Here is a 23,366-nt window from a genome sequence, read left to right on the forward strand (position 1 = left end):
CCCGCCCAGACCCGGATGAGATAATCGCCCGCCCCGCCCGCCCGTCCGAATGGCGGGTGGAGGCGGACGCCGAAGCCATGATAGGATCTTCGCCATGACCCAGTTCGACCTGACCGACGATCAGCGCGCCATCCAGGAGATGGCGCAGAAATTTACTGCCGATCGGATCACCCCTCATGCCGCCGAATGGGACGAGAAGCATATTTTCCCCCGCGATGTGGTGAAGGAGGCGGCGGAGCTGGGATTCGGCGCGATCTATGTCAGCGAGGATTCGGGCGGGATTGGCCTCGGGCGGCTGGAATCGGCGCTGATCATGGAGGCGATGGCCTATGGCTGCCCCTCGACCAGTGCGTTCATCTCTATTCACAATATGGCGTCATGGATGATCGATCGTTTTGGCGGCGCAGAGGTGAAGGCGAAATATCTGCCCGACCTGGTCATCTGCGACCGCATCGCCAGCTATTGCCTGACGGAACCCGGATCGGGTTCGGACGCCGCCGCCCTGAAGACGACGGCAAAGCTGGACGGCGACCATTATGTGCTGAACGGTTCAAAGCAGTTCATTTCCGGCGCCGGCGAGAACGAGGTTTATGTCTGCATGGTCCGCACGGGCGAGGCCGGGCCGAAGGGCATCAGCTGCCTTGTCGTTGAAAAGGACATGCCCGGCGTCTCCTTTGGCGCGAATGAAAAGAAGCTCGGCTGGCATTCACAGCCGACGCGCATGGTGACGTTCGAGGATGTCCGCGTTCCCGTCGAGAACCGCATCGGTGCCGAGGGCGAGGGATTCCGCATCGCCATGATGGGCCTCGATGGCGGGCGCCTGAATATCGGGGCCTGTTCCCTCGGCGGTGCACAACGCTGTCTGGACGAGGCCGTCGCCTATACCAAGGAACGTCACCAATTCGGACAGCCAATCGCCGATTTCCAAAATACGCAGTTCATGCTGGCCGACATGGAAACCGACCTGCAGGCGTCGCGCGCGCTGCTTTACATGGCGGCGGCAAAAGTTACCGAGAACGCCCCTGACAAGACGCGGTTCGCCGCCATGGCAAAGCGCCTGGCAACCGATAATGGCTCGAAGATCGTCAACGACGCCCTGCAATTGTTCGGTGGCTATGGCTATCTGCAGGATTATCCCATCGAACGTTTCTGGCGCGATCTGCGGGTGCACTCCATTCTGGAGGGCACGAACCAGGTCATGCGTATGATCGTCGGCCGCGATCTGCTGCGGCAATAGCGGCGTACCCTCCACCTTTTCGCCATGCGGGAGAAATCATGAGCACCTACGAAACCATCAAGGTCGAACAACAGGGCGCCGTCACGCTGATCACTTTTGACCGGCCCAAGGCTCTGAACGCGCTGTCGAGCGCCGTCCTTGCCGATCTGACGAACGCTTTCCGCGCTTATGATGCTGATGACAGCCAGCGGTGCCTCGTCCTTACGGGCAACGAAAAGGCATTCGCGGCGGGCGCCGATATCAAGGAAATGGCCAGCCAGTCATTCGGCGAGATGTACGGCTCCAACTATTTCTCAGGCTGGGAGGACGTTACCCGCACCCGCAAGCCGTGGATCGCCGCAGTGGCGGGCTATGCGCTGGGCGGCGGATGTGAGGTCGCGATGATGTCCGACATCCTGATCGCCGCCGACAGTGCCGTCTTTGGACAGCCGGAAATCAAGTTGGGCGTGATCCCCGGGATGGGCGGGTCGCAGAGGCTGACCCACGCGATCGGCAAGGCCAAGGCGATGGAAATGATCCTGACCGGCCGCAACATGAAGGCCGAAGAGGCGGAAGCCTCCGGCCTGGTCGCGAAAATCGTTCCGGCAGAGGACCTGGTGGCCGAGGCAATGAAAATGGCGGACGCGATTGCGGCCATGCCGCCGCTGGCCGCCATCGCCGCAAAGGAAGCGGTCAATGTCGCCTATGAAATGACGCTGGCCCAAGGCATCAATTATGAGCGCCGCGTCTTCCACGGTTTGTTCGGCACCGAGGACCAGAAAGAGGGAATGACGGCGTTCGCCGAAAAGCGGAAGGGCGAGTTCAAGGGCCGCTAGTCTTCAGCGGCTTTGCCGGGAGGGGCATTTCTTGTGCCCTTCCAGTCTAACACCCCTGCTCCCCGCTCCCGCGTGCGCGGAATAACGGGCAGGTTTGCCTGCCCTTTATTCCGCCAGCAGCCCCTCCAGCCGCTTGCGGATGATCGTGTCTGCGTCTTTCATGATGCGGTCGATCAGTTCGCCGACGGTGGGAATGTCGTAGACTAGGCCCGCCACCATGCCGCAACTCCATGCACCAGCATCCATCCGGCCTTCCTTCATGATTGCGGGATAGACGCCCGCCACTTGCTCCAGAATGTCGGTGATCTTGAGGTCGGCGCCCTTTTCGCGTTCGATCGCGAGGATTTCGTCGACGCTGTCATTTTGCAGCACGCGCTCCGTATTGCGAAGCGGCCGCATGACGAGCCGTGTATCGAGTTCGCTGGCCGCCAGGATCGCCTGCTTCACGTTTTCGTGCACCGGCGCTTCCTTCGTGGCGATGAAGCGGGTGCCCATATTGATCCCCTCCGCGCCCAAGGCGAGGCTGGCGACCAGAGATCGTGCATCGGCCTGGCCACCGGATGCGACGAAGGGGATGTCCAGTTCGTCCGCCGCGCGCGGCAGAAGGATCATGTTCGGCACGTCGTCCTCGCCGGGATGGCCGCCGCATTCGAACCCGTCGACCGACACCGCGTCGCAACCGATCGACTGCGCCTTCAGCGAATGACGGACAGAGGTGCATTTGTGAATGACCTTGATGCCGGCCTCTTTCAGCCGGGGCAGGTGCTCCTCGGGGTTGCGGCCCGCCGTTTCGACCGCCGTGATGCCGCCCGATATGATCGCGTCGATATATTCCGGATAGGGCGGCTCGCTGAAGGCGGGCAGGAAGGTCAGGTTCACGCCGAACGGCTTGTCCGTCATTTCGCGGCAGCGTGCGATCTCCTTCGCCAACGCCTCCGGCGATCCCTGCGTCAGCGCGGTGATGATACCCAGTCCACCTGCATTGGACACGGCGGCGGCCAGTTCCGCAAAGCCGACATAGTGCATGCCGCCCTGAATGATCGGATGCTGGATGCCGAACAGCTCTGTAATGCGCGTCTTCATGAATAGCCCTTCTGAACCATGTTCGTACGGGGTTCGTACGGCGGTGGGTGACAGGATTAGCAGTCAATAGCGGCGAGGGAAGCCCGCGAGCCGGCCACAGTCCCTTGCCGATACTTCCTGCCCCGCTTTAGAGAGGCCGCAGCCAACCAACAGCCCCCCGAAAAGGTCAGCGTAATGAAGCCCGAATACCGCAAGAGACGATCCGCGCTTTATATGCCGGGATCGAATGCCCGCGCCCTTGAAAAGGCAAAGACACTGGATGCCGATGTGCTGATCTTCGATCTGGAGGATGCGGTGGCGCCCGATCAGAAGGCGGTGGCACGCGACATGGTGACAGAGGCCGTGTACGCCGGCGATTACGGAAAGTGCGAGATCGTCATTCGCGTCAACGGGCTCGACACGCCCTGGGGTGCTGAGGACATTGCCGCCGCGACGGAGGCCCGCCCCGATGCCATCCTGCTGCCGAAGGTGGAAAGCGGGTTTCAGATCGCCGATGCCATGTGCGGCACTACGCCGGTCTGGGCGATGATCGAGACGCCGCGCGCCATTCAGAACCTTGCGGAAATCGCCGCGACCCGCGTGGAAACGCTCGTGGTGGGGATTAACGATCTGGCCAAGGAAATGCGGGCGAGGATCGCGCCGGGTCGCGCCGCGTTCCAGACTGCGCTGCAACTGATCGTCCTTGCCGCCCGTGCGGAGGGCAAGACCGCGCTCGACGGCGTCTGGAACGATATTGCCGACGGGGAAGGGCTGGCTGCGGAATGCGCCGAGGGTGCGGCATTGGGATTCGACGGCAAGACGCTGATCCACCCCAGTCAGATCGAAGCCGCCACCCGCGCCTTTTCGCCCACCGGGGAGGAGCTTGCCCATGCCCGTGCCGTGATCGCCGCCTTTGCCGCAGAGCCGGGGGCAGGCGTCCTGAAGGTGGATGGCAGGATGACCGAACGCCTGCACCTTTCCGAAGCGGAGCGGATCGTGCGCCTGGCCGACTAAAGAGATCTGACGGAGAGCATCATGACCGACGCCGTACTTTACGAAAATGCCGACCGAATTGCCCATATCACACTGAACCGGCCGGAAACGCGCAATGCGCTGTCGGATGACGTCGTACCTGCTCTGATCGAGGCGCTGCAGCGGGCGGATGAGGATGATGCCGTTTCCTGCGTGGTGCTGACCGGGGCGGGGAAGGGCTTTTCCGCTGGCGGCAATCTGAATGAGATCCGCAAGATCAGCGAAGAGAACAGCGCGCTGGAGATCGCCGAATGGTACCGCACAGGTATTCAGCGCATCCCGCAGACCTTTGAACGGCTGAACGTTCCCATCATCGCGGCGGTCAATGGCCATGCCATCGGCGCGGGATGCGACCTGGCGACGATGTGCGACATCAGGATCTGCGGCGAAAGCGCCAGTTTCGCCGAAAGCTTTGTCCGGGTCGGCCTGATTCCCGGCGATGGCGGTGCGTGGCTGTTGCCCAGGACGATCGGCCTGCCCCGCGCCATGCATATGTTGCTGACGTCCGAGGCGGTGGGCGCAAAAAAGGCCTTGGATTGGGGTCTCGTTACGGAAGTGGTGCCGGACGGCGAGCTGTTGGACCGGGCGGGTCAGATCGCCGCCACCATCGCGGCGCAGCCGCCGGCCGCGCTGCGAAAGGCGAAGCGGCTGATGCTGGATGCGCGCGCCACCGCGCTGGATGCCAATCTGGAACATGCCGCGCTGTTGCAGGGGGTGCTGCAAAAATCCCCCGACCATCTAGAGGCGGTGATGGCGATCCAGGAAAAGCGGAAACCCAGCTTCTCCTGATCGCTCAGCCGTCGAAGCGGGTCAGGAATTCCTCCATCCGCTGCATGACCTTATCGGCGACCGGCTGGTGAAAGAGCCAGTGGCCGACGCCGTCCAGTTCGACATAGTCGACCTCTCCGCGCAAGGAGCGGGCGGTCGCACGAGCGATGGCGACGGGGGTAATGCGGTCGCGGTCGCCGACCATGACGAGCGCGGGCATGCCCAGGCGGTCATATTCGACGGCGGAGCCCTTCGCCTGATCCGTGAACGGCATGGATATCTGATAGAGAACGCGGCCCGAATCCCACACCATTTCTTCCAGCGCCTGGCGAATATCATCCTCCGGCACCTCGTTGAAAATACCCCAGCGCGCATGTTCTTCGTCGATGAGCGTCGGGGATTTCCACCATTTGCCGCGCACATTTTTCGTAACGCCAAAGGTCGTCCGCAGCGGCGCCAGGGCGATGCGACTTGTGGAGGCGGTCGGGGCAGGCGACAGCAGGACGAGGCCGCGGGCGCCGATTTCCTCCGCCAGTCGTTGCGCCAGCATCCCGCCCATCGAGTGGCCGATGATGACCGGCGCCTCCCCCACATCGCGGGCCGCTGCGACGAGCGAGTCGACATAGTCGCCGATGCTGACGCTGGCGAGCAGCGGGTCGGGGATGGGGCCTTGCGCGTCGCGTTCGTGAAAGGGGAGCGCGGGGGTGTGCACGACGTGGCCCCGGGCGCGGAAATGCGCGGCCATTTCGTCCCACATCTTCGGCGTTGCCCACATGCCATGAACGAAGAAAAGCGGCGGTTTCGTCATCTTGATCTCTACCCTGAACCAGTACCATCGCCCCATTTCGGGACAGGACGATGGCCCGACCCTGCCAGTCCCGCCTGCCCCTGTCGAGATCGTGCGGCGAGTTCGCGACGGCGCGGGGCGGTGGGGCTCAGTCCGTGACGCCGCTGGCCGCTAGGACGGCCATGGTGACGATGTCGGTCGCGCCCGATGTCATGGGGACGATCTGTACCGGTCGGGCCATGCCCATCAGCAGGGGGCCGAAAACGCGGCCGCCGCCCAGCTCCTTCAGCAATTTGGCGGATATGTTGGCGCTGTGCAGGCCCGGCATGATGAGGACATTGGCGGGGCCGGTCAGGCGGCTGAACGGATAGAGCGTGGCCATGTCCGGGTTCAGCGCGACGTCGGCGGACATTTCCCCCTCATATTCGAAGCCGACGCGGCGCTGGTCGAGCAGCTTTACCGCCTCGCGCACCTCGTCGATGATCTCACCCGGCGGATTGCCGAAATTGGAATAGCTGAGAAAGGCGACGCGGGGCGTGCGACCCATGCGGCGCGTCACGGCCGCCGTCTGTTCCGCATAGTCGGCCAGTTGCTCCGCATTGGGGCGTTCGGTCACCGTCGTATCGGCGATCATGTAGGTTTCATGCCGCCCCACGACGACGTGAATGCCGAAGGGCGAATGTTTCGGGCTGGGGTCGATGACCTGGCTGACCTGGTTCAGCGCCTGGGTAAAATGGCGCGTCACGCCCGTTACCAGCACGTCGCCATGGCCCAGCGCGACCAGCAGCGCGCCGAATATGTTGCGGTCCTGATTGACGTAGCGCTGAATATCGCGGTGCAGCGCGCCATTGCGCTGTTGCCGGCGATAAAGATGTTCGACCATGCCGGGGACGAGCGGGCTGACGCGGCTATTCTGGATTTCGAACATGTCGGGATCGTCGATGCCGAGTGCCTTCAGCCGTTCGTGTACCTTTTCCGTGCGGCCGACGAGAACGGGGGTGCCATAGCCCTGCGACTTGATGGTCAGCGCCGCGCGCAGCACGACCTCCTCCTCACCCTCGGCAAAGACGATGCGCTTCGGCGCGGCGCGCGCGGCGTTGAAGCTTTGTTCGAGGACGGCGGTGGTGGGATTCAGTCGCGAGCGCAGCTCGACGCGGTACGCCTCCTCATCGATGATGGGACGCTGCGCGACGCCGGAATCCATGGCGGCCTTTGCAACGGCAAAGGGCACGGCCTCGATCAGCCGCGGATCGAAGGGGGCGGGGATGATGTAATCCGGGCCAAAGGACAATTGCTTGCCATAGGCGGCGGCCACCTCATCCGGCACCGCCTCCTTCGCCAGATTGGCGAGCGCACGCGCAGCGGCGATCTTCATTTCCTCGTTGATCGTGGTGGCGCGCACATCGAGTGCCCCGCGGAAGATGTAGGGAAAGCCGAGGACATTGTTGACCTGGTTCGGATAATCCGAACGCCCGGTGGCGATGATCGCATCGGGGCGCACCTCTCGCACCAGTTCCGGCAGGATTTCGGGGATGGGATTGGCCATGGCGAAGATGACCGGCTGATCCGCCATCAGCAATATGTCGTCCTGTTGGACCGCGCCGCCGACCGAAAGGCCGACGAACACATCGGCATCCTTCAGCGCGTCGCGCAGGGAACGTTCGTCGGTTTCGATCGCATAGGCCGACTTCATCTGTCCCAGGCCGGTGCGTCCCCGGTGGATGACCCCCTCCCTGTCGCACATGCGCACATTCTGCCGGTCGACGCCCATGGCGATGAACAGTTCCGCACAGGCGATGGCGGCGGCACCGGCGCCGTTAACGACGATCTTGATCTCCTCAAGCTTGCGCTTCGTCAGTTCCAGCGCGTTCAGCAGGCCGGCGGCGGAAATGATCGCGGTGCCATGCTGGTCGTCGTGCATGACGGGAATGTTCATCTCGTCGCGCAGCCGCGCCTCGATCTCGAAACATTCGGGGCTGCCGATATCCTCAAGGTTGATGCCGCCAAAGCTGGGCTCCATCAGCTTTACGGCATTGCAAAAGGCGTCGACATCCTCGGTATCGAGTTCGATGTCGATCGAATCGACGTCGGCAAAGCGTTTGAAGAGGACGGCCTTCCCCTCCATCACCGGCTTTGAGGCGAGCGCCCCCAGATTGCCCATCCCCAGAATGGCCGTTCCGTTCGAGATGACCGCCACCAGATTGCCTTTCGCGGTATAATCATACGCCGCCTGCGGATCGTCAGCGATGGCCTGCACGGGAACGGCAACGCCGGGCGAATAGGCCAAGCTGAGGTCGCGCTGTGTCGCCATGGGCTTCGACGCGACGATCTCGATCTTCCCGGGGCGCGGATGCGAGTGAAAACGCAGCGCCTCGGAATCGGAAAACTTCACCGACGATCCGCCAATGTCTGCGGGCTTGCCGCCCGTATCCTTCTTCTCGGTCATGCTCGCGCCTTCATGCTAATCATTCGCGAACGCCATGGCGGAACGCCGCGCATGGGGCAAGCGCACATGTCCGAACCGGACAAACCGCACACACAGCGCGCGCCCGTGCGCGCGCGCGCGAGAAAACATTGGGTTTTTTGGAGCATAAGCGGACTGACGCCCCCGTGGTATGAGGGGGGATCAAAATCGGGTCATAACCGGTCGAAGAGTGTCTCATATGGCCAGTGTCGCCGATGAGATCCTATTAGGGAAGGACGCATTGGCGGCGGAGCGAGCTAGTTGCCGGTGCTTGCCGATAAGGTGCAGGTTGACGGGGGTTAGCAGTGTCCCTGGATTGAAGCATCGCGCCGAAAGAGGTTACTTAGCAAGATGAGCGATGCGATCGATTATCCCACTGGCGCAGACCAACCAACCCTAGATTTCTATGAGATCGAAGCGCCGGTATACGTCGCAAGCGGCAGGGGCGGGATCAGTCGATGGCTTGACGGTTTCATGCGGGCTCTGCCTGCAGGCGCCCGCGTCCTAGAACTTGGCTGCGGCGGGGGCAGGGATGCCGAGGCGATGGCCGCGCGGGGGTTCGATGTTTATCCGACGGATGGAACACCCGCGATTGCTGCCCGAGCGGAAGCGCGGCTGAAGCGCCCCGTCCGGGTCATGCGTTTCGACGAACTGACCGCCCGCGCCGCTTATGACGCCGTTTGGGCGAATGCGAGCCTCCTTCACGTCCCCCGATCCGCCCTACCCGGTGTGCTGGGTCGCGTTCTCGCGGCGCTGAAACCGGGCGGTTTACATTTTGCGAATTACAAAGGCGGCGGCACTGCCGGGAGAGATGCCCTTGGCAGGTATTTCAACTATTTGGGCCGCAGCGATCTGATCGAGGCGTACCGCGCGTCGGGACATTGGGAAATCGAATCTATCATCGAATATGTCGGCGGCGGATATGAAGGTGGTCGGGGACCGTGGCTGACAATTACCGCGCGCAGACCCTTGAGTGATTAGCGGGCGAAGATGACAAACCGGGACAGCTCCGAGCGAACCATCCAAGGATTAGCGCGTTCGTCTGTTTTCGACGTCTGAACGGGAAATGACATGCGGGCTATTTTGGGAAGATTTGCGGGAGTTGCTGTGCTGGCGGTTGTAGTGGCCGGATGTGCGACCGGGGTGGAGCGGCGCGTGGAGGCGGGGCTGACGGATGCTGGTATTCCGACACGCATCGCCTCTTGCATGGCGGAAATCTGGGCGGACGATCTGTCGGTCGGCCAGATACGCGGCATTGCCCGCTTTGCTGATACGGTGCGCGGTGAGGGCAAGGGGCTGACCGTCAACCGGCTGATCGACCATGTTCGCGACTGGAACGATCCGCGCGCACTGGGTGTGGTCACCAGTTCCGCAGCGCTGTGTGCCGTTAGATAGCCTGCCGGTGTCTGGCGGATCAGATTGAACAGCGACAGCAACCCGCCCCACCGATGAAGGCGCGCTGGCCGCTGTCGCGGAACCTGCTGTCCGGCGCGAATTAATCGTCGAATCCCGCGGGCAGGCGCGAGCCGTCGCGGGCGTCGATCTTCCACTCTGCCGTGCCGGTGGGTGTATCGACCTCCATTTCAAGGACGGGGATGCCGCCCTCTACGTCGTAGCTGACTTCACGAACCTTGCCCTTGGTTTCCTTCTCAACGGCAGCGATGCGGGGCGCGAGTGGCTGATTTAGATCGGCGAACATCTTCATTTCACGGTCGAATATATCGCGCCACGCATTTTCAAGGCGGGGCTCTTCCGTGCCCAGGGTCGCGCCGGTTCTGGCGTCGACGTACATGGTTGTGATCTTGCCATCACCAACAAGCTCGACTTCATACGCTAACTGTCCCTTGTAACCCTCAAGTTCGGCCTCCATTGCATGAGCGGAAGACGAACTTTCAGCAGCCGCGACGACCTCACTAAGATCCATCATGTCGCCGCCAGTCTGGGCGGAAAGAGGGGCTGCGATGGCTAAAGCGGCAAATGCGATAATTGGTTTCTGCATGGCATGTCTCCTTGGGTATTTTGTTCTACCCGAAAAATATTTGATTTGTTTATAATTATAATGAAATGAAGAGGCGAATAGGCGAAAAGTTCCCTGCCGGGCAGTATTTTTACTTCATGCATGTCAATGGATGACGCTGGCGACCGCGCGCTTTATGACGCGCATCATGCCCGCTGCCACCGCTCCCCCCGCCGTTTCCCCCATGATGGCGCAGTATCTGTCCATCAAGGAAGAGGCGGGTGCGGAGGCGTTGCTGTTCTTTCGCATGGGCGACTTTTTCGAGCTGTTCTTTGACGATGCGGTGCGGGCGGCGGCGGCGCTGGACATCGCGCTGACGAAGCGGGGGCAGCATGAAGGGGCGGATATCCCCATGTGCGGCGTGCCCGTGCATTCGGCGGAAAGCTATCTGGCGCGCCTGATCCAGCGTGGCTTCCGCGTCGCCATCGCCGAACAGGTGGAAAGCCCGGCAGAAGCGAAGAAGCGCGGCGCGAAATCGGTCGTGAAGCGGGAAATCGTGCGCGTGGTAACGCCCGGTACGCTGACCGAGGAGGCTCTCCTCGATGCGCGGGCGGCGAACCATCTGGCGGCGCTGGCGGAGGCAGGGGGTACAAAGGCGCTTGCCTGGTGCGACATGTCGGCAGGCGGCTTCTGGACCGCGCCTGTGACGGACGCCGCGCTGCCCGCCGAACTGGCGCGGCTGGACCCGGCCGAGCTGATCATTCCGGAGGGGATGGACGTGGCGGGCGACTGGCCGCTGACGCCGCTGCCGCGTGCGGATTTCGACAGCAGGCAGGGCGAGGCGGCGCTGAAGGCGCGGTTCGACGTCGGCGTACTGGAGGGGTTGGGCGATTTTTCCCGTGCTGAGATTGCCGCGGCGGGGGCGCTGCTGTCCTATTTGCAGACAACGCAAATGGCCGCCGTGCCGCGCCTGCGCGCGCCGGTGCGGCAATTGCCGGGCGGCCATATGGCGATCGATGCGGCAACGCGCGAAAGCCTGGAGATCGCGCGCACCGCAAAGGGGGAGCGCAAGGGATCGCTGACCGCCTGTCTGGACGCGACGGTGACGGCGCCGGGCGCGCGGCAATTGGCCGCCGACCTGTCCGCGCCGCTGACCGAACCAAAGGCCATTGCCGCGCGGCTGGATCTGGTGGCGGCATTCCATGCCGGCGGCGAAGTGCGCGAACGGCTGCGCGAGCGGCTGAAATCAGTGCCGGATCTGGCGCGCGCGCTGGGGCGGCTGGCGGCGGGGCGGGGATCGCCGCGCGACCTGGGCCTGATCCGCGATGGGCTGGGGACGGCGGATGCGGTGCGCGAAATGCTGAAGGCGGCGACGCTGCTGGGGCCACCACCGCTGCTGGGTGATCTGCTGCGGGCCATTGGACCGCATGGCGAACTGGTCGATGTGCTGAGCCGGGCGCTGGTGCCGGAGCCGGGGATGAACGCCAATGAAGGCGGCTTCATCGCCGAGGGGCACGACCACACACTGGACGAGCATCGCAGCCTGGCAAAGGACGCCCGCCGCCACATCGCCGCGCTGGAGGCGGAATACCGCACAGCCACAGGAGTGGATAAGTTACGCATCAAGCATAACAACGTGCTGGGATATTTCATCGAGGTCGCGCCCAAACATGCGGATGGCATGATGAAGGCGGACAGCCCCTTTGCGCACCGGCAGACGCTGGCGAACGCGGTGCGGTTCAATTCCGAGGATCTGGCGGGTCTGGCGACGCGGATCGCGCAGGCGCAGTCGCAGGCCCTGTCGCTGGAGGCGAAGCATTTCGCGGAATTGCGCGAGACCGTTCTTGCCCATGCCGACGAGATCGAGGCGACGGGCGCGGCGCTGGCGCGGCTGGACGTGGCGTCGGCGCTGGCGGAACTGGCGGCGGGGCGGGACTGGGTCCGGCCAACGGTCGACGATGGCCATGCCTTCACCATCCGGCACGGTCGCCATCCCGTCGTGGAGGCGGCGATGAAATCGGGCGCTTTCGTCGCCAATGACTGCACACTGGAACGCGACGGCCATGTCTGGCTGGTGACCGGGCCGAACATGGCCGGCAAATCCACCTTCCTGCGGCAGAACGCTCTGATCGCGATCATGGCGCAGGCGGGGTCTTTCGTCCCTGCGAAGGCTGCGCATATCGGCGCCATCGACCGCCTGTTCAGCCGGGTGGGTGCATCCGATAATCTGGCGGAGGGGCGCTCCACCTTCATGGTGGAAATGGTGGAGACGGCGGCGATCCTGAATCAGGCGACGGAGCGGTCGCTGGTGATCCTGGACGAGGTGGGGCGCGGCACATCGACCTATGACGGTCTGGCGATTGCATGGGCGGTACTGGAATCCGTGCATGACGATCTGAAGGCGCGCTGTCTGTTCGCATCGCACTATCACGAACTGACGGCGCTGGAGGGGCGGCTGACGGCGCTGCGCCTGGCGACGGTGAAGGTGCGGGAATGGAAAGGCGACCTCGTCTTTTTGCACGAGGTGATCGAGGGGGCGGCGGACAAGAGCTATGGCCTGGCGGTCGCGCGGCTGGCCGGGCTGCCCCTGCGCGCCACGACTCGCGCGGCGGAAGTGCTGGCAAAGCTGGAGGACCGGCGCGAAGCGACCGGCGGGATTGCGGCGGGCCTGTCGGACCTCCCCCTCTTCGCGGAGGCGAAGCCGAAGGCAGAGGCAGTGGACCTCCTGCGGCAGCGGCTGGAGGATGTGCGTCCCGACGAGCTGAGTCCGCGCGCTGCGCTGGAACTGCTTTACGAGCTGAAGGGAATGGCGGCGGATTAAGGCGCCTGCGACGACATTGCGTCAGGCGTCGACCCAGGTCTTCATCAGCGTCCAGGCGATGGCCATAGGGGGCGGGGTCAGGAACGGGCCGTCGCCTGACAGGACCGCCGCCACCTCTGCCCGCGTGAACCAGCGTGCCTCCTCAAGCTCGTCCTGATCGAGGTGAATGTCCGTCGTGACCGCCTCGGCAAAGGCGCCGATCATCAGGCTGGAGGGAAAGGGCCAGGGCTGGCTGGCGATATAGGTGACGCGGGCGGTGCGAATCCCCGCCTCCTCATGCAGTTCGCGTCGTACAGCCTCCTCAATCGATTCGCCCGGTTCGACGAAGCCGGCGAGTGCGGACATGAAGCGGGCGGGGAAACTGGGTTGGCGACCCAGAAGGCATTTGTCGCCGTCTATCGCCAGCATGATGACGACGGGGTCAGTGCGTGGAAAATGTTCGGCGCCGCAGCCGCCGCGATCGCGGGCGCAGGCGCGTGCATAGCCGGCCTTTGCGATGTCCGTCGGCGCACCGCAATTGGCGCAGAAGCCATGCCGCTGATGCCAGTCGATCAAGGAGCGGCCATGCGCGACGATAGCCGCTTGATCCGCGGGCAGCGTTATGGCCGCGCCGCGGGCATCTTGCGCCTCTGCCGCAGGATTTCCGCTTGTCAGACTCTCTGTACCCCCTGCGGGTAGCGCAATGGCAAAGCGCGGAGCGCCGTCCTCCAGACCGAGAAAAACCTCCAGCGCATCGGCGGGGATCTGCGCCCTGCCAATCCACAGGAGCGCACCGTCCGCCAGCAGCGGCCTTAACGTATCAAAGGGCAGCCAGCGCGCGCCAGGATGCATGCGCGCGGCGGCGACTGCCTGTGGATCGCGCCGCATGTGATCCGCCCGGTCGATTCGGGAGCCGCAGAAACCCGTCGCGGCAGGCGTGAAGGAACGGGTGAAGAAATCGGCCATCGATGCGGCCTTACTGCGCCAGACGCTCCGCATGCCAGCGGACATGTTCCGCCATGAAGGTCGAAATGAAATAATAGCTGTGATCGTAGCCGGGGCGCAGATTGATGCTGATGTCCTGCCCAACCTCCGCGCAGACGTCACGCAGCACGCCGGTTTTCAACTGCTCCTCAAGGAAGTCGTCGTCACCCCCCTGATCGACCAGCAGATGCGGATGGCGCGCGCCGTCGGCAATCAGGGCGCAGGTGTCGTAGGGCCGCCACGCTGCCTCGTCGGCGCCCAGATAGGCAGTCAGGGCCTTTTGCCCCCAGGGCGAGCCAATGGTGGTGACGACCGGCGAAAAGGCGCTGATCGAGCGAAAGCGATCCGGGTTTCTAAGGCCTATGGTGAGGGCGCCATGGCCCCCCATCGAATGGCCGAAAATAGATTGCCGGTCCATGTCGACCGGAAAGACGTCGGCAATCAGGGCGGGCAGTTCCTGCTCTACATAGGTCCGCATGCGGTAATGCGGCGCCCAGGGCTCTTGCGTCGCGTCCAGATAGAAACCCGCGCCCTTGCCCATATCGTAGCTGTCCGCATCGGCGACGTCGTCGCCGCGCGGGCTGGTATCGGGCGCCACCAGGATGATGCCATGTTCCGCGCATGCGGCGCGATATTCGCCCTTTTCCATGACATTGGCATGGGTGCAGGTCAGGCCCGACAGATACCATAGCACCGGCAGTTTCTGCCCCTTTTCGTGCGGCGGCACGAAGACGGCGAAGTCCATATCCGTGCCCGTACTCGTCGAACGGTGGCGATAGACGCCCTGCGTGCCGCCATGCGCCTTCCAGGTTGAAACGGTTTCCATGTCTGTTCCTTCCGTATGACCGCGCCCGGGCGGTCCTTATCTAAAGACCACGGTGCGCGTGCCGTTCATCAGCACGCGGCGGCGTCCCACCCAGTCGACTGCCCGCGCCAGCACCTGCGCCTCCGTATCGCGGCCAATGCGGGCGAGGTCGTCGGCTGACAGGCGGTGATCGACGCGCTCGACCGCCTGTTCGATGATCGGCCCCTCATCCAGGTCGGCGGTGACGAAATGCGCCGTGGCGCCGATCAGCTTCACGCCCCGGTCGTGCGCCTGATGATAGGGGCGCGCGCCCTTGAAACTGGGCAGGAAACTGTGGTGGATATTGATGCAGCGTCCGCGCAGACGTGCCGCCATGTCGTCCGACAGGATCTGCATATAGCGGGCCAGCACCAGATAATCCGCGCCCTCAGATGCGATGACGTCGCGAATCGCCGCCTCCTGCGCTGGGCGGTCTTCGTTCCTGACCGGCAAATAATGGAACGGCACGCCGTGCCATTCTGCGAGAGAGCGCGCGGTTTCATGGTTGGAAACGATGGCGGCGATCCGCATGCCAAGCGTTCCTGCCCGCTGACGGTGGAGAAGGTCGTTCAGGCAGTGCATGCCCTGCGATACGGCTACGACCGCGCGGGGCAGGTTTTCAGACGGGGTCAGCGACCATTCCCAGCCGAAGCGTTCGGCAATGGGCGCCAGCAGGGCCGCCAGTGTTTCCGCATCGGGAAAGCCCGGCCCCCCGGCCTGGAATTCCACGCGCATGAAGAAGCGGCCACTGTCCAGGTCGGCATATTGCTGGCTGTCGAGAATGAAGCCGTCATGGTCCGCAAGCGCACCGGAAACGGCTGCGACGATCCCCGTTCGATCGTCGCAGCTAAACAGCAATATGTACGAATTTTCCTGCTTCACATGCGTTTCAGCGCGCACAGCTTATTGCCGTCGGGATCGCGCAGATAGGCAAGGTAGAGCCGGGCAATATCGCTTTCCCGGATGCCGGGAGGATCCTCGATCGCGGTGCCGCCCGCTTCGACGCCGGCCTTGTGCCAGGCATCGCCCTGCGGTTCGCTGTCGACCGAAAATCCGATCGTCATGCCATTGCCCGGCGTCGCAGCTTCACCGTCGATTGGCTTCGTGACCAGAAATACCGCGCCGCCGTGCATGTAGATCAGGCGGCCCTTCGGATCCATCACGCCCGGCTTTCCGCCAAGTGCAGCGAAAAGGGCGTCGTAAAAGGTTTTCGAGCGATCGAGGTCATTCGACCCGACCATCATGTGGCTGAACATATCATCGTCTCCTGCATGGTGCATTCGGCGCTGCGGCGGCGTGCGCGCGGCCCGGTCTCGCTAGCATGCGGATCAGTAGACGACCACGCTCCTGATGCTTTCGCCGGCGTGCATCATGTCGAAGCCCTTATTAATGTCCTCCAGGCTGAGCCGGTGGGTGATCATCGGATCGATTTCGATCTGGCCGTTCATGTACCAGTCGACGATCTTCGGCACGTCGGTGCGGCCCTTGGCGCCGCCGAACGCCGTGCCGATCCAGTTGCGGCCGGTCACAAGCTGGAACGGGCGCGTGGAAATTTCCGCGCCGGCCGGGGCCACGCCAATGATGACGCTGGTGCCCCATCCGCGATGGCAGCATTCCAGCGCCTGTCGCATCACATCGACATTGCCGATGCATTCAAAGCTGTAGTCCGCGCCGCCGTCCAGCATTTCGACCAGATGGGCGGTGACATCGCCGACATCCTTTGGATTGACGAAATCGGTCATGCCGAATTTGCGGCCCCATTCCTCTCTGTCGGGATTGAGGTCGACGCCGACAATGCGGCTGGCGCCCGCCAGCCGGGCGCCCTGGATGACGTTGAGACCAATGCCGCCGAGGCCAAAGACGACGACGGAAGAGCCAGGTTCGACCTTCGCGGTGTTGACGACCGCGCCGACGCCGGTGGTTACGCCGCAGCCGACATAACAGCTGGTGTCGAAGGGGGCGTCGGAGCGCATCTTCGCGACCGAGATTTCAGGCAGGACGATGAAGTTCGAAAAGGTCGAGCAGCCCATATAGTGGTAGAGCGTTTCACCCTTATACGACATGCGGCTTGTGCCGTCGGGCATGACGCCCTTCCCCTGGGTAGCGCGAATCGCGGAGCAGAGGTTCGTCTTGCCGCTGGTGCATTCGCGGCAACGACCGCATTCCGGCGTATAGAGCGGGATGACATGGTCGTCGGGAGCGACGGAGGTGACGCCGGGGCCAACCTCTCGCACGATGCCCGCGCCCTCATGCCCGAGAACGACGGGAAACTTTCCTTCGGAATCGAGCCCGTCCAGCGTGTAGGCGTCGGTATGGCAAAGGCCGGTCGCCTTCAGTTCGACGAGGACTTCGCCCGCTTTGGGCCCCTCAAGGTCGATTTCCACGATTTCGAGGGGTTTTTTAGCTTCGAATGCGACGGCGGCGCGTGATTTCACAGCAAGACTGCTCCTGAATTATGGCGTTTACGGCGTCGGAGAATGGCGAACCTATGGTGTGCCGGTAACCATCGCAAGACCCCGAAGGGAAGCTAAAGCCGTGGCGCGAGATCCTCAAGATAGCGACGCGCCTCCGGCCAATTGTCGATGCGGGCATCGGCGGCCTTTGCAGGCGGCAATAGCTGCTGCAGCCGCGCATCCGCGACCATGTGAATGCAGTGAACGTGCGGCACCTCCGCCTTCACGCTTTCATGGTGCGGCGGCAGATCGTCGATAAACACCGCCGGAGGATTGCCGTGCTGTTCCAGTAGCCGTTTCAGCGCCGGACCCTTCGGCCCCCGGTTGCAATAAACCTCGTAATCCATGCCGAGTGTACGCAGCTGTTCGCGCCGCGCCGCTTGAAAGCTGTCCTCGATATTGGTGAGGATGACGATATCGTAGAGAGATGACAGCGCGCTGAGTGCCTCTGCCGCGCCGGGTGCCTCCAGCTGGCGGTGCATGCCATCCTGAAAGAAATCGTTCAGCAGGTGCCCCACATGCTCGTCCGCAACGACGCTCTCGTCGTGCTTTCGGCGGATATTGCCGGAAAGGGCGAAGCTGTTCAGTTCCAGCGACATGGCGTGGACCTCGTCCAGATGTTCGGTGAACGGCGCCAGGAAGCCGACCAGAACTTCGTCGCAGTCGGAGATCAGCAGCGGTTTCACAGCCGGTCCCGCGCGGAAATAAGCTGCGCCGGGGTCACATCCATCGATTCGGCGCACGCAATCAGGTCGGGTTCGTGATTCGCAAGGAAATCGAGAGCAGCGCGTTGCACCGGCGCCTTGTCCAGACCCGCCTTCAATTGCGGGATGGAAATTCCCGACAAATCGATGAAGCGTCCCAACAGCGCCTCATTCGCGGCGATATGTGTTATAGCGGCGATAGCAAGCATCTCCGCAGCTTGAACGCGCCCGTGGCTGGCTTCAGTCTGAACGTCGGGGAAGGGGTTCATTCAGGTCGGCCTGCTAATGGTGATGAAGTTTCTGCGAAAGGCGGTGCGCGCCTTAGTGAAATGTCGTATAGGAAAGTCCACAGGAAGGGCGATAGGATAAATGACAAAAACAGTCCTGGTCGTCGAGGATAATGATCTCAACATGAAGCTGTTTTGCGACCTGTTGGGCGCGCACGGCTATGATACCATGCAGACACGTGACGGACGCCGCGTGCTGGACATGGTGCGCGAACGCCGTCCCGATCTGATCCTGATGGATATTCAACTGCCGGAAGTTTCCGGACTGGAAGTGACCGGGTGGCTGAAGGCCGATTCGGCGCTGTCCGACATTCCCGTTGTCGCCGTCACCGCCTTTGCCATGAAGGGCGATGAGGAGCGGATGAAGGCGGGCGGGTGTGAAGCTTACATCGCAAAACCCATTTCCGTGGGTCGTTTCATAGATATCGTTCGTACTTATACCTAATGACTGCACGAATCCTGATCGTCGACGATATGCCGACAAATATCATGCTGCTCCAGGCGATCCTGGAGGAGGAGTTTTATGACGTCGTGACGGCGGGTAGCGGCGAGGAAGCCCTGGAGCTTGCCGCGCGCGAACAGTTCGATCTGGTGCTGCTGGACATCATGATGCCGGATCAGAACGGCTATTGCGTGTGCCGCCGCCTGAAGGCGCTGAGCGAGACGCGGCTGTTGCCGGTAATTCTCGTCACCGCGATTTCCGACCCTGAGGCGAGGGCGGAGGGGCTGGCCGCAGGCGCCGACGATTTCATCACGAAGCCGATCAACGCCGCCGAGCTGATCGCGCGCGTCCGATCCGTCCTGCGGCAGAAATTCATGTTTGACGAATTGTCCGGCCCGGAAGACGTGTCCGGTTCCGTCGTGCCATTTGCAGCGCAACTGAGCGGCGAGCGGGACCGGACCGTCGCATTGATCGACAATGGCTCCGCGCTGCTGACGGCTTTGAAGGCGCAACTGGTGACATTTGGCGAAGTACGGACATTGCCGATGGACGACGCGCTCGACACCATATGCAAGATGCATATCGACCTGGTGGCGCTGCCGATCTCTGCCCAGGAACGCGGCGGTCTGGAGCTGCTGGCGCGGCTGCGCGGAAATCCGGCGACACGCGACATCCCGATCCTGGCCGCCGCGACCGAGGACCGGGTCGCCCCGATCGTGCGTGCGTTCGACTTGGGTGCGGGCGACTGTGTCCGCTTGCCCGCCAGCCACCGTGAGATCGAGGCACGTGTCCGCACGCTGTTGCGGCGGCGGATGTTTGCCGAACGACTGCGCGGCAATGTCCATCTGTCGCTGCGACTGGCGACCACCGATGCCGTCACGGGCCTGTTCAACCGCCATTATCTGACCAGCCAGCTGGAAACGATGTGCATGACGGCAGCGGCCGACGGCACGCCTCTGTCATTGATCCTGCTGGACCTGGACAGGTTCAAGCGGGTGAATGACGATTACGGCCACACTGCGGGCGACATCGTCCTGCGCCGGATTGCCGATATGATCGCGGCGAACGTGCGCGGCGTCGACGTCGCCGCGCGATTTGGCGGCGAGGAATTCGCCATCATCCTGCCTTCCATCGGCCCGGAAGAGGCTTGGCAGGCCGCAGAGCGCATCCGCCGCCTGATCGAGAAAGCGGAAATCGACGCAAACGGCCAGTGCGTCAGGATGACAACCAGTGCCGGCGTGGCCACCCTGACGCCGGGCGGCGACCTGAACAGCCTGATCGCGCGCGCCGACCGCGCACTTTATGCTGCGAAATATGCCGGGCGAAACAGGACGGAGACAGACCGGGACGGTGATGGTGACGCCGGCTGGAGCGGAGACATGGGGGCGGGCTTCCACCTGGCAAACGAACGGTAAAGCCGATATCCCCGGCCACGCTTCGGTAGTAAGCGCGGATCCATGACAATGACGCTCCCTTTGAAGACCCGGCCGCTCGTGGGCTGGCGCGAATATGTCGCCTTCCCCGACCTTGGCATTCCGTTCGTCCGCGCGAAGGTGGATACCGGCGCACGGACATCCTCTTTACACGCGACCCGCCTGCACCATTACGAAGTCAATGGAGAGGATTGGGTGCGCTTCACGGTTCCCGCGCGAAAGGGGCGCCCGGCACACCGGGTTGAGGCCCCCCTTGCCGGTGTGAAAAGCGTGACCAGCTCGAACGGCGAAACGCAGAAGCGCTTTTTCATCCATACGCGCCTGCGGATTGGAGAAAAGACGTTCTCTGCAGAAGTAACACTCTCGAATCGGTCGCAAATGGGTTATGCGATGCTGGTCGGCCGGACCGCGCTGCTGCGTCGATTTAATGTCGATGTCTCCAAATCCTGGCTGCAGGGCCAGCGTCCTCCAAAGGATCCGGTCTCGTGAAACTGCTGATGCTCGCCCGCAATCCGAACCTCTACTCGCACAGGCGATTGGTGGAGGCGGCGGAAAAGCGCGGCCATACGCTCGACATCGTCAATACGCTGCGCGTTTATATGAACATCACCTCCCACCGGCCGGAGGCGTTCTATAATGGCGAGAAACTGACCGGTTATGACGCCGTCATTCCCCGCATCGGCGCGTCCATCACGCAATATGGCCTGGCCGTTCTGCGTCAGTTCGAAATGATGGGCGTCTGGCCGCTGAACGAAAGCGTCGCCATCGGCCGCAGCCGCGACAAGCTGCGTTCCATGCAGATATTGGCGCGCGCGGGGCTGGGCCTGCCCGTGACCGCCTTCGCCCACGATCCGAAGGCGACGGAGGAGGTGCTGAAGATCGCAGGCGGTGCGCCCGTCGTCATCAAGCTGCTCGAAGGGACCCAGGGTATCGGCGTTGTTCTGGGCGACACCGACCGTTCCGCCCGCTCCGTCATCGAGGCATTCCGCGGCGCCAACGTCAACATCCTGGTACAGGAATTCATCAAGGAGGCCGGCTCCACCGACATCCGCGCCTTTGTCGTCGGCGGCAAGGTCGTGGGATCAATGAAGCGCACAGGCGCAGAGGGGGATTTCCGCTCCAACCTGCATAGGGGCGGCAGCGCTGCGACCGTGAAGATCACGCCAGAGGAACGCTCCACCGCCGTGCGGGCGGCGGCGAAAATGGGCCTGAACGTCTGCGGCGTCGACATGCTGCGGTCGAACCATGGGCCGGTCATCATGGAGGTGAATTCCTCCCCGGGTCTGGAGGGGATCGAGGGCGCGACCGGCAAGGATATTGCCGGCATGATCATCGATTACATCGCCGCTAATGCGAAGGCCGGAAAGACGCGTACCAAGGGGAAGGGGTAGGTTTATATTGTCGGCGGGCGCGTGAAGGTATATACATGGTGTGCATACTTTCATTGGCGACAGGCAAATGACGCTTCATATCAACAGCAAGACCTTTAAGTCCGGCAATTCCACGGCTGTTCGACTTCCAAAGGCGCTTGGCATCGAGCCGGATACTCAGATTCAGATCATCAAGGACGACAAGGGCATCCACATTGTCGAGCTTGCGAAGAATATCGATCTAACCGGCATCGTTGGATGCGCGCCGGATATGCGGCCCGTACGTCCCGAAGACCGCCCCTTGCTGAAGCAGCCGAGAGCCTGGGACGAACCGGATGAGTTTTGAACGGCCCAAATTCCACCTCGACACCAATAGCTGCATCTATCTATTCCGAAACGAATTTCCGGCCTTGGCAAACCGGGTTCAGCAATGCCAGCCCTTTCAGATTGGTATTTCTGCGGCGGTTTATGCGGAAATTCTTTACGGGGTCCGGCAGGGAAAGGGACCTCCGATGGAGATGCTCGATCGTTTCATTCGGCAAGTGCCCGTCCGCTCGATTGGTGTCGATGTCGCCCATGCCTATGCTCGCCTGCCGCTGAAGCGCGGAACGCTCGATCACCTGATTGCTGCGCACGCCCTAGCCGAGGAGGCGACATTGATTTCCAAGAACAGCAGGGATTTTTTTCGAAGCGACGAGTTGCTTCTTGAAGATTGGACCGTCTGATTTTTCAAGCTCAAATCCTGACCCTCTACCCGGAGATGTTTCCCGGGCCGCTGGGCACGTCCCTGGCGGGGCGGGCGCTGGACGAGGGGCGGTGGTCGTTAGATACTGTCCAGATACGCGACTTCGCCGAGGACAGGCATCGCAGTGTCGACGATACCCCGGCAGGCGGCGGCGCGGGCATGGTGCTACGGGCGGATGTGCTGGGCCGCGCGGTCGACCATGCCCGCGCACAGCAGCCGGATGCGCCGCTGATCTATATGTCGCCGCGCGGCGCTCCGCTGACGCAGGCGCGGGTGCGCGATCTGGCCGCTGGCCCCGGTGCCACCATCCTGTGCGGTCGTTTCGAGGGGGTGGACCAGCGCTTGCTCGATGCGCGCGAGATCGAGGAAATCAGCATTGGCGACTATATATTGTCCGGCGGTGAACTGGGCGCCATGGTGCTGCTGGATGCTTGCATTCGCCTGATCCCCGGCGTAATGGGCGCGGCCTTGAGCGGCGAGGACGAATCGTTCGAAAACGGTCTCCTCGAATATCCGCACTATACCCGACCACAGGAGTGGGAAGGGCGCACGATCCCTGAAGTGCTGCGATCGGGGGATCATGCGCGCATCGCGGCGTGGCGCAATGATGCTGCCCGCGAATTGACACGGCTAAGGCGGCCGGACCTTTGGGAGCGTCATCCGGACGTTCGGGTTCGATCGCCCTCTGGTGTGCGGCGTGAGAAGAAAGACGAATGAGATGAATCTCATCCAACAGATCAATGCCGAGCAGGTCGCGAAAATGGCTGCGGCCCGCGAAATCCCCGATTTCAAGTCCGGCGACACGCTGCGCGTGGGTGTGCGCGTCGTCGAGGGCGAACGCCGCCGTATCCAGTATTTCGAGGGCGTCGTGATCGCGCGTTCGAATCGCGGCATCAATTCCAATTTCACCATGCGCAAAGTGTCGTTCGGCGAAGGCGTCGAGCGCGTTTTCCCGCTTTACAGCCCGAATATCGATTCCATCGAGGTAAAGCGCCGCGGCATCGTGCGCCGTGCGAAGCTGTACTATCTGCGTGGCCGCAGCGGTAAGTCCGCGCGTATCGCGGAGCGCCGCCTGGATCAGAAGAAGCCGGGCAGCGCGGCAGAAGCGCAAGATTAAGCCATCGAAAAGTTTGCAGCCGCCAGAAGAGTTGCTGCAAAACCATTTTGGTTCTGAATTAAGGC

26 protein-coding genes are annotated in these 23,366 nt (G+C 62.8%); 15 read left to right on the plus strand and 11 right to left on the minus strand.

The features are described 5' to 3' along the window. Positions 1–94 precede the first annotated feature (94 nt). Entirely contained in the window at positions 95–1,237 is a 1,143-nt protein-coding gene (locus tag ACSMXM_RS14830) for an acyl-CoA dehydrogenase family protein (protein WP_460317175.1), read from the plus strand. A gap of 38 nt (positions 1,238–1,275) precedes the next feature. Beyond that, complete coding sequence (locus ACSMXM_RS14835) at positions 1,276–2,052, plus strand: enoyl-CoA hydratase-related protein (RefSeq protein ID WP_460317177.1); 777 nt, start codon at positions 1,276–1,278, stop codon at positions 2,050–2,052. A 105-nt stretch (positions 2,053–2,157) separates the two neighbouring features. Here the strand turns inward: ACSMXM_RS14835 and ACSMXM_RS14840 are convergent, their stop codons facing one another. Continuing rightward, entirely contained in the window at positions 2,158–3,135 is a 978-nt protein-coding gene (locus ACSMXM_RS14840; protein ID WP_460317178.1) for an NAD(P)H-dependent flavin oxidoreductase, read from the minus strand. Positions 3,136–3,309: 174 nt separating this feature from the next. Here ACSMXM_RS14840 and ACSMXM_RS14845 point away from each other — a divergent pair, with 174 nt between their 5' ends. Both ACSMXM_RS14845 and ACSMXM_RS14850 read left to right on the plus strand, forming a co-directional pair. Next, positions 3,310–4,128 (plus strand): HpcH/HpaI aldolase/citrate lyase family protein, encoded by an 819-nt coding sequence (locus ACSMXM_RS14845; RefSeq protein WP_460317179.1) that lies wholly within the window; start codon positions 3,310–3,312, stop codon positions 4,126–4,128. Positions 4,129–4,149: 21 nt separating this feature from the next. Then, a complete protein-coding gene (locus ACSMXM_RS14850; RefSeq protein ID WP_460317180.1) occupies positions 4,150–4,935 on the plus strand; it encodes an enoyl-CoA hydratase-related protein in 786 nt (261 codons plus the stop codon). Positions 4,936–4,939: 4 nt separating this feature from the next. Here the strand turns inward: ACSMXM_RS14850 and ACSMXM_RS14855 are convergent, their stop codons facing one another. Next, the gene (locus tag ACSMXM_RS14855) at positions 4,940–5,722 is read right to left on the minus strand and encodes an alpha/beta hydrolase (RefSeq protein ID WP_460317181.1); all 783 of its coding nucleotides are present in this window, start codon (positions 5,720–5,722) and stop codon (positions 4,940–4,942) included. Between the two features lie 127 nt (positions 5,723–5,849). Next, positions 5,850–8,147, minus strand: a complete 2,298-nt coding sequence (locus ACSMXM_RS14860; protein WP_460317182.1) for an NADP-dependent malic enzyme — start codon at positions 8,145–8,147, stop codon at positions 5,850–5,852. A gap of 369 nt (positions 8,148–8,516) precedes the next feature. Between ACSMXM_RS14860 and ACSMXM_RS14865 the strand changes: the two genes are divergently transcribed. Together ACSMXM_RS14865 and ACSMXM_RS14870 are read left to right on the plus strand one after the other, a co-directional pair. Beyond that, entirely contained in the window at positions 8,517–9,146 is a 630-nt protein-coding gene (locus ACSMXM_RS14865) for a class I SAM-dependent methyltransferase (protein ID WP_460317183.1), read from the plus strand. A 126-nt stretch (positions 9,147–9,272) separates the two neighbouring features. Continuing rightward, the gene (locus tag ACSMXM_RS14870) at positions 9,273–9,560 is read left to right on the plus strand and encodes a hypothetical protein (protein WP_460317184.1); all 288 of its coding nucleotides are present in this window, start codon (positions 9,273–9,275) and stop codon (positions 9,558–9,560) included. Positions 9,561–9,660: 100 nt separating this feature from the next. Here the strand turns inward: ACSMXM_RS14870 and ACSMXM_RS14875 are convergent, their stop codons facing one another. Further along, on the minus strand, positions 9,661–10,164 hold the full coding sequence (locus ACSMXM_RS14875; protein ID WP_460317185.1) for a PepSY domain-containing protein: 504 nt from the start codon (positions 10,162–10,164) through the stop codon (positions 9,661–9,663). A 154-nt stretch (positions 10,165–10,318) separates the two neighbouring features. Here ACSMXM_RS14875 and mutS point away from each other — a divergent pair, with 154 nt between their 5' ends. After that, positions 10,319–12,943, plus strand: a complete 2,625-nt coding sequence (gene mutS / locus ACSMXM_RS14880; RefSeq protein ID WP_460317186.1) for a DNA mismatch repair protein MutS — start codon at positions 10,319–10,321, stop codon at positions 12,941–12,943. Positions 12,944–12,964: 21 nt separating this feature from the next. On the opposite strand, the gene nudC is transcribed toward mutS, so the two are convergent. From nudC to ACSMXM_RS14915, 7 genes are all read right to left on the minus strand, one after another. Then, complete coding sequence (gene nudC / locus ACSMXM_RS14885) at positions 12,965–13,888, minus strand: NAD(+) diphosphatase (RefSeq protein ID WP_460317188.1); 924 nt, start codon at positions 13,886–13,888, stop codon at positions 12,965–12,967. A 10-nt stretch (positions 13,889–13,898) separates the two neighbouring features. Further along, the gene (fghA, locus tag ACSMXM_RS14890; protein ID WP_460317189.1) at positions 13,899–14,732 is read right to left on the minus strand and encodes an S-formylglutathione hydrolase; all 834 of its coding nucleotides are present in this window, start codon (positions 14,730–14,732) and stop codon (positions 13,899–13,901) included. 36 nt (positions 14,733–14,768) lie between these two features. Next, positions 14,769–15,650 carry a formyltetrahydrofolate deformylase gene (purU, locus tag ACSMXM_RS14895; RefSeq protein WP_460317190.1) on the minus strand — a complete coding sequence of 294 codons (882 nt, stop codon included), beginning with the start codon at positions 15,648–15,650 and terminating at the stop codon, positions 14,769–14,771. Beyond that, entirely contained in the window at positions 15,629–16,006 is a 378-nt protein-coding gene (locus tag ACSMXM_RS14900; RefSeq protein ID WP_460317191.1) for a VOC family protein, read from the minus strand. The genes purU and ACSMXM_RS14900 overlap by 22 nt, the downstream gene beginning before the upstream one ends. Before the next feature lie 72 nt (positions 16,007–16,078). Further along, a complete protein-coding gene (locus ACSMXM_RS14905; protein WP_460317192.1) occupies positions 16,079–17,185 on the minus strand; it encodes an S-(hydroxymethyl)glutathione dehydrogenase/class III alcohol dehydrogenase in 1,107 nt (368 codons plus the stop codon). Positions 17,186–17,277: 92 nt separating this feature from the next. Next, complete coding sequence (locus ACSMXM_RS14910; RefSeq protein WP_460317193.1) at positions 17,278–17,889, minus strand: HAD family hydrolase; 612 nt, start codon at positions 17,887–17,889, stop codon at positions 17,278–17,280. After that, the gene (locus ACSMXM_RS14915; RefSeq protein WP_460317194.1) at positions 17,886–18,176 is read right to left on the minus strand and encodes a DUF3572 family protein; all 291 of its coding nucleotides are present in this window, start codon (positions 18,174–18,176) and stop codon (positions 17,886–17,888) included. The genes ACSMXM_RS14910 and ACSMXM_RS14915 overlap by 4 nt, the downstream gene beginning before the upstream one ends. A 100-nt stretch (positions 18,177–18,276) precedes the next feature. On the opposite strand from ACSMXM_RS14915, the gene ACSMXM_RS14920 reads away from it, so the two are divergent. From ACSMXM_RS14920 to rplS, 8 genes are all read left to right on the plus strand, one after another. Then, complete coding sequence (locus tag ACSMXM_RS14920; protein WP_460317195.1) at positions 18,277–18,639, plus strand: response regulator; 363 nt, start codon at positions 18,277–18,279, stop codon at positions 18,637–18,639. Further along, the gene (locus ACSMXM_RS14925; RefSeq protein WP_460317196.1) at positions 18,639–20,051 is read left to right on the plus strand and encodes a diguanylate cyclase; all 1,413 of its coding nucleotides are present in this window, start codon (positions 18,639–18,641) and stop codon (positions 20,049–20,051) included. The genes ACSMXM_RS14920 and ACSMXM_RS14925 overlap by 1 nt, the downstream gene beginning before the upstream one ends. 42 nt (positions 20,052–20,093) lie before the next feature. Beyond that, the gene (locus ACSMXM_RS14930; protein WP_460317197.1) at positions 20,094–20,558 is read left to right on the plus strand and encodes an ATP-dependent zinc protease family protein; all 465 of its coding nucleotides are present in this window, start codon (positions 20,094–20,096) and stop codon (positions 20,556–20,558) included. Continuing rightward, positions 20,555–21,460 carry a 30S ribosomal protein S6--L-glutamate ligase gene (gene rimK / locus ACSMXM_RS14935; protein ID WP_460317199.1) on the plus strand — a complete coding sequence of 302 codons (906 nt, stop codon included), beginning with the start codon at positions 20,555–20,557 and terminating at the stop codon, positions 21,458–21,460. Before ACSMXM_RS14930 ends, rimK begins: the two co-directional genes overlap by 4 nt. A 67-nt stretch (positions 21,461–21,527) precedes the next feature. Further along, positions 21,528–21,785: an AbrB/MazE/SpoVT family DNA-binding domain-containing protein gene (locus ACSMXM_RS14940; protein ID WP_460317200.1), complete on the plus strand. Its 258-nt coding sequence runs from the start codon at positions 21,528–21,530 to the stop codon at positions 21,783–21,785. Continuing rightward, on the plus strand, positions 21,775–22,164 hold the full coding sequence (locus ACSMXM_RS14945; RefSeq protein ID WP_460317201.1) for a PIN domain-containing protein: 390 nt from the start codon (positions 21,775–21,777) through the stop codon (positions 22,162–22,164). Before ACSMXM_RS14940 ends, ACSMXM_RS14945 begins: the two co-directional genes overlap by 11 nt. Then, positions 22,161–22,901: a tRNA (guanosine(37)-N1)-methyltransferase TrmD gene (gene trmD / locus ACSMXM_RS14950; protein ID WP_460317618.1), complete on the plus strand. Its 741-nt coding sequence runs from the start codon at positions 22,161–22,163 to the stop codon at positions 22,899–22,901. Before ACSMXM_RS14945 ends, trmD begins: the two co-directional genes overlap by 4 nt. 1 nt (position 22,902) lies before the next feature. Then, on the plus strand, positions 22,903–23,301 hold the full coding sequence (rplS, locus tag ACSMXM_RS14955) for a 50S ribosomal protein L19 (protein WP_460317202.1): 399 nt from the start codon (positions 22,903–22,905) through the stop codon (positions 23,299–23,301). Positions 23,302–23,366: the final 65 nt, after the last annotated feature.

Source organism: Pacificimonas sp. ICDLI1SI03, assembly GCF_054740865.1.

Excerpts from the sequence above, each read along its gene's own strand:
- ACSMXM_RS14830 (WP_460317175.1), top strand. The coding sequence starts at position 95 with ATGACCCAGTTCGACCTGACCGACGATCAGCGCGCCATCCAGGAGATG.
- ACSMXM_RS14835 (WP_460317177.1), top strand. The coding sequence starts at position 1,276 with ATGAGCACCTACGAAACCATCAAGGTCGAACAACAGGGCGCCGTCACG.
- ACSMXM_RS14840 (WP_460317178.1), bottom strand. The coding sequence starts at position 3,135 with ATGAAGACGCGCATTACAGAGCTGTTCGGCATCCAGCATCCGATCATT.
- ACSMXM_RS14845 (WP_460317179.1), top strand. The coding sequence starts at position 3,310 with ATGAAGCCCGAATACCGCAAGAGACGATCCGCGCTTTATATGCCGGGA.
- ACSMXM_RS14850 (WP_460317180.1), top strand. The coding sequence starts at position 4,150 with ATGACCGACGCCGTACTTTACGAAAATGCCGACCGAATTGCCCATATC.
- ACSMXM_RS14855 (WP_460317181.1), bottom strand. The coding sequence starts at position 5,722 with ATGACGAAACCGCCGCTTTTCTTCGTTCATGGCATGTGGGCAACGCCG.
- ACSMXM_RS14860 (WP_460317182.1), bottom strand. The coding sequence starts at position 8,147 with ATGACCGAGAAGAAGGATACGGGCGGCAAGCCCGCAGACATTGGCGGA.
- ACSMXM_RS14865 (WP_460317183.1), top strand. The coding sequence starts at position 8,517 with ATGAGCGATGCGATCGATTATCCCACTGGCGCAGACCAACCAACCCTA.
- ACSMXM_RS14875 (WP_460317185.1), bottom strand. The coding sequence starts at position 10,164 with ATGCAGAAACCAATTATCGCATTTGCCGCTTTAGCCATCGCAGCCCCT.
- mutS (WP_460317186.1), top strand. The coding sequence starts at position 10,319 with ATGACGCGCATCATGCCCGCTGCCACCGCTCCCCCCGCCGTTTCCCCC.
- nudC (WP_460317188.1), bottom strand. The coding sequence starts at position 13,888 with ATGGCCGATTTCTTCACCCGTTCCTTCACGCCTGCCGCGACGGGTTTC.
- fghA (WP_460317189.1), bottom strand. The coding sequence starts at position 14,732 with ATGGAAACCGTTTCAACCTGGAAGGCGCATGGCGGCACGCAGGGCGTC.
- ACSMXM_RS14900 (WP_460317191.1), bottom strand. The coding sequence starts at position 16,006 with ATGTTCAGCCACATGATGGTCGGGTCGAATGACCTCGATCGCTCGAAA.
- ACSMXM_RS14915 (WP_460317194.1), bottom strand. The coding sequence starts at position 18,176 with ATGAACCCCTTCCCCGACGTTCAGACTGAAGCCAGCCACGGGCGCGTT.
- ACSMXM_RS14920 (WP_460317195.1), top strand. The coding sequence starts at position 18,277 with ATGACAAAAACAGTCCTGGTCGTCGAGGATAATGATCTCAACATGAAG.
- ACSMXM_RS14925 (WP_460317196.1), top strand. The coding sequence starts at position 18,639 with ATGACTGCACGAATCCTGATCGTCGACGATATGCCGACAAATATCATG.
- ACSMXM_RS14930 (WP_460317197.1), top strand. The coding sequence starts at position 20,094 with ATGACAATGACGCTCCCTTTGAAGACCCGGCCGCTCGTGGGCTGGCGC.
- ACSMXM_RS14940 (WP_460317200.1), top strand. The coding sequence starts at position 21,528 with ATGACGCTTCATATCAACAGCAAGACCTTTAAGTCCGGCAATTCCACG.
- ACSMXM_RS14945 (WP_460317201.1), top strand. The coding sequence starts at position 21,775 with ATGAGTTTTGAACGGCCCAAATTCCACCTCGACACCAATAGCTGCATC.
- rplS (WP_460317202.1), top strand. The coding sequence starts at position 22,903 with ATGAATCTCATCCAACAGATCAATGCCGAGCAGGTCGCGAAAATGGCT.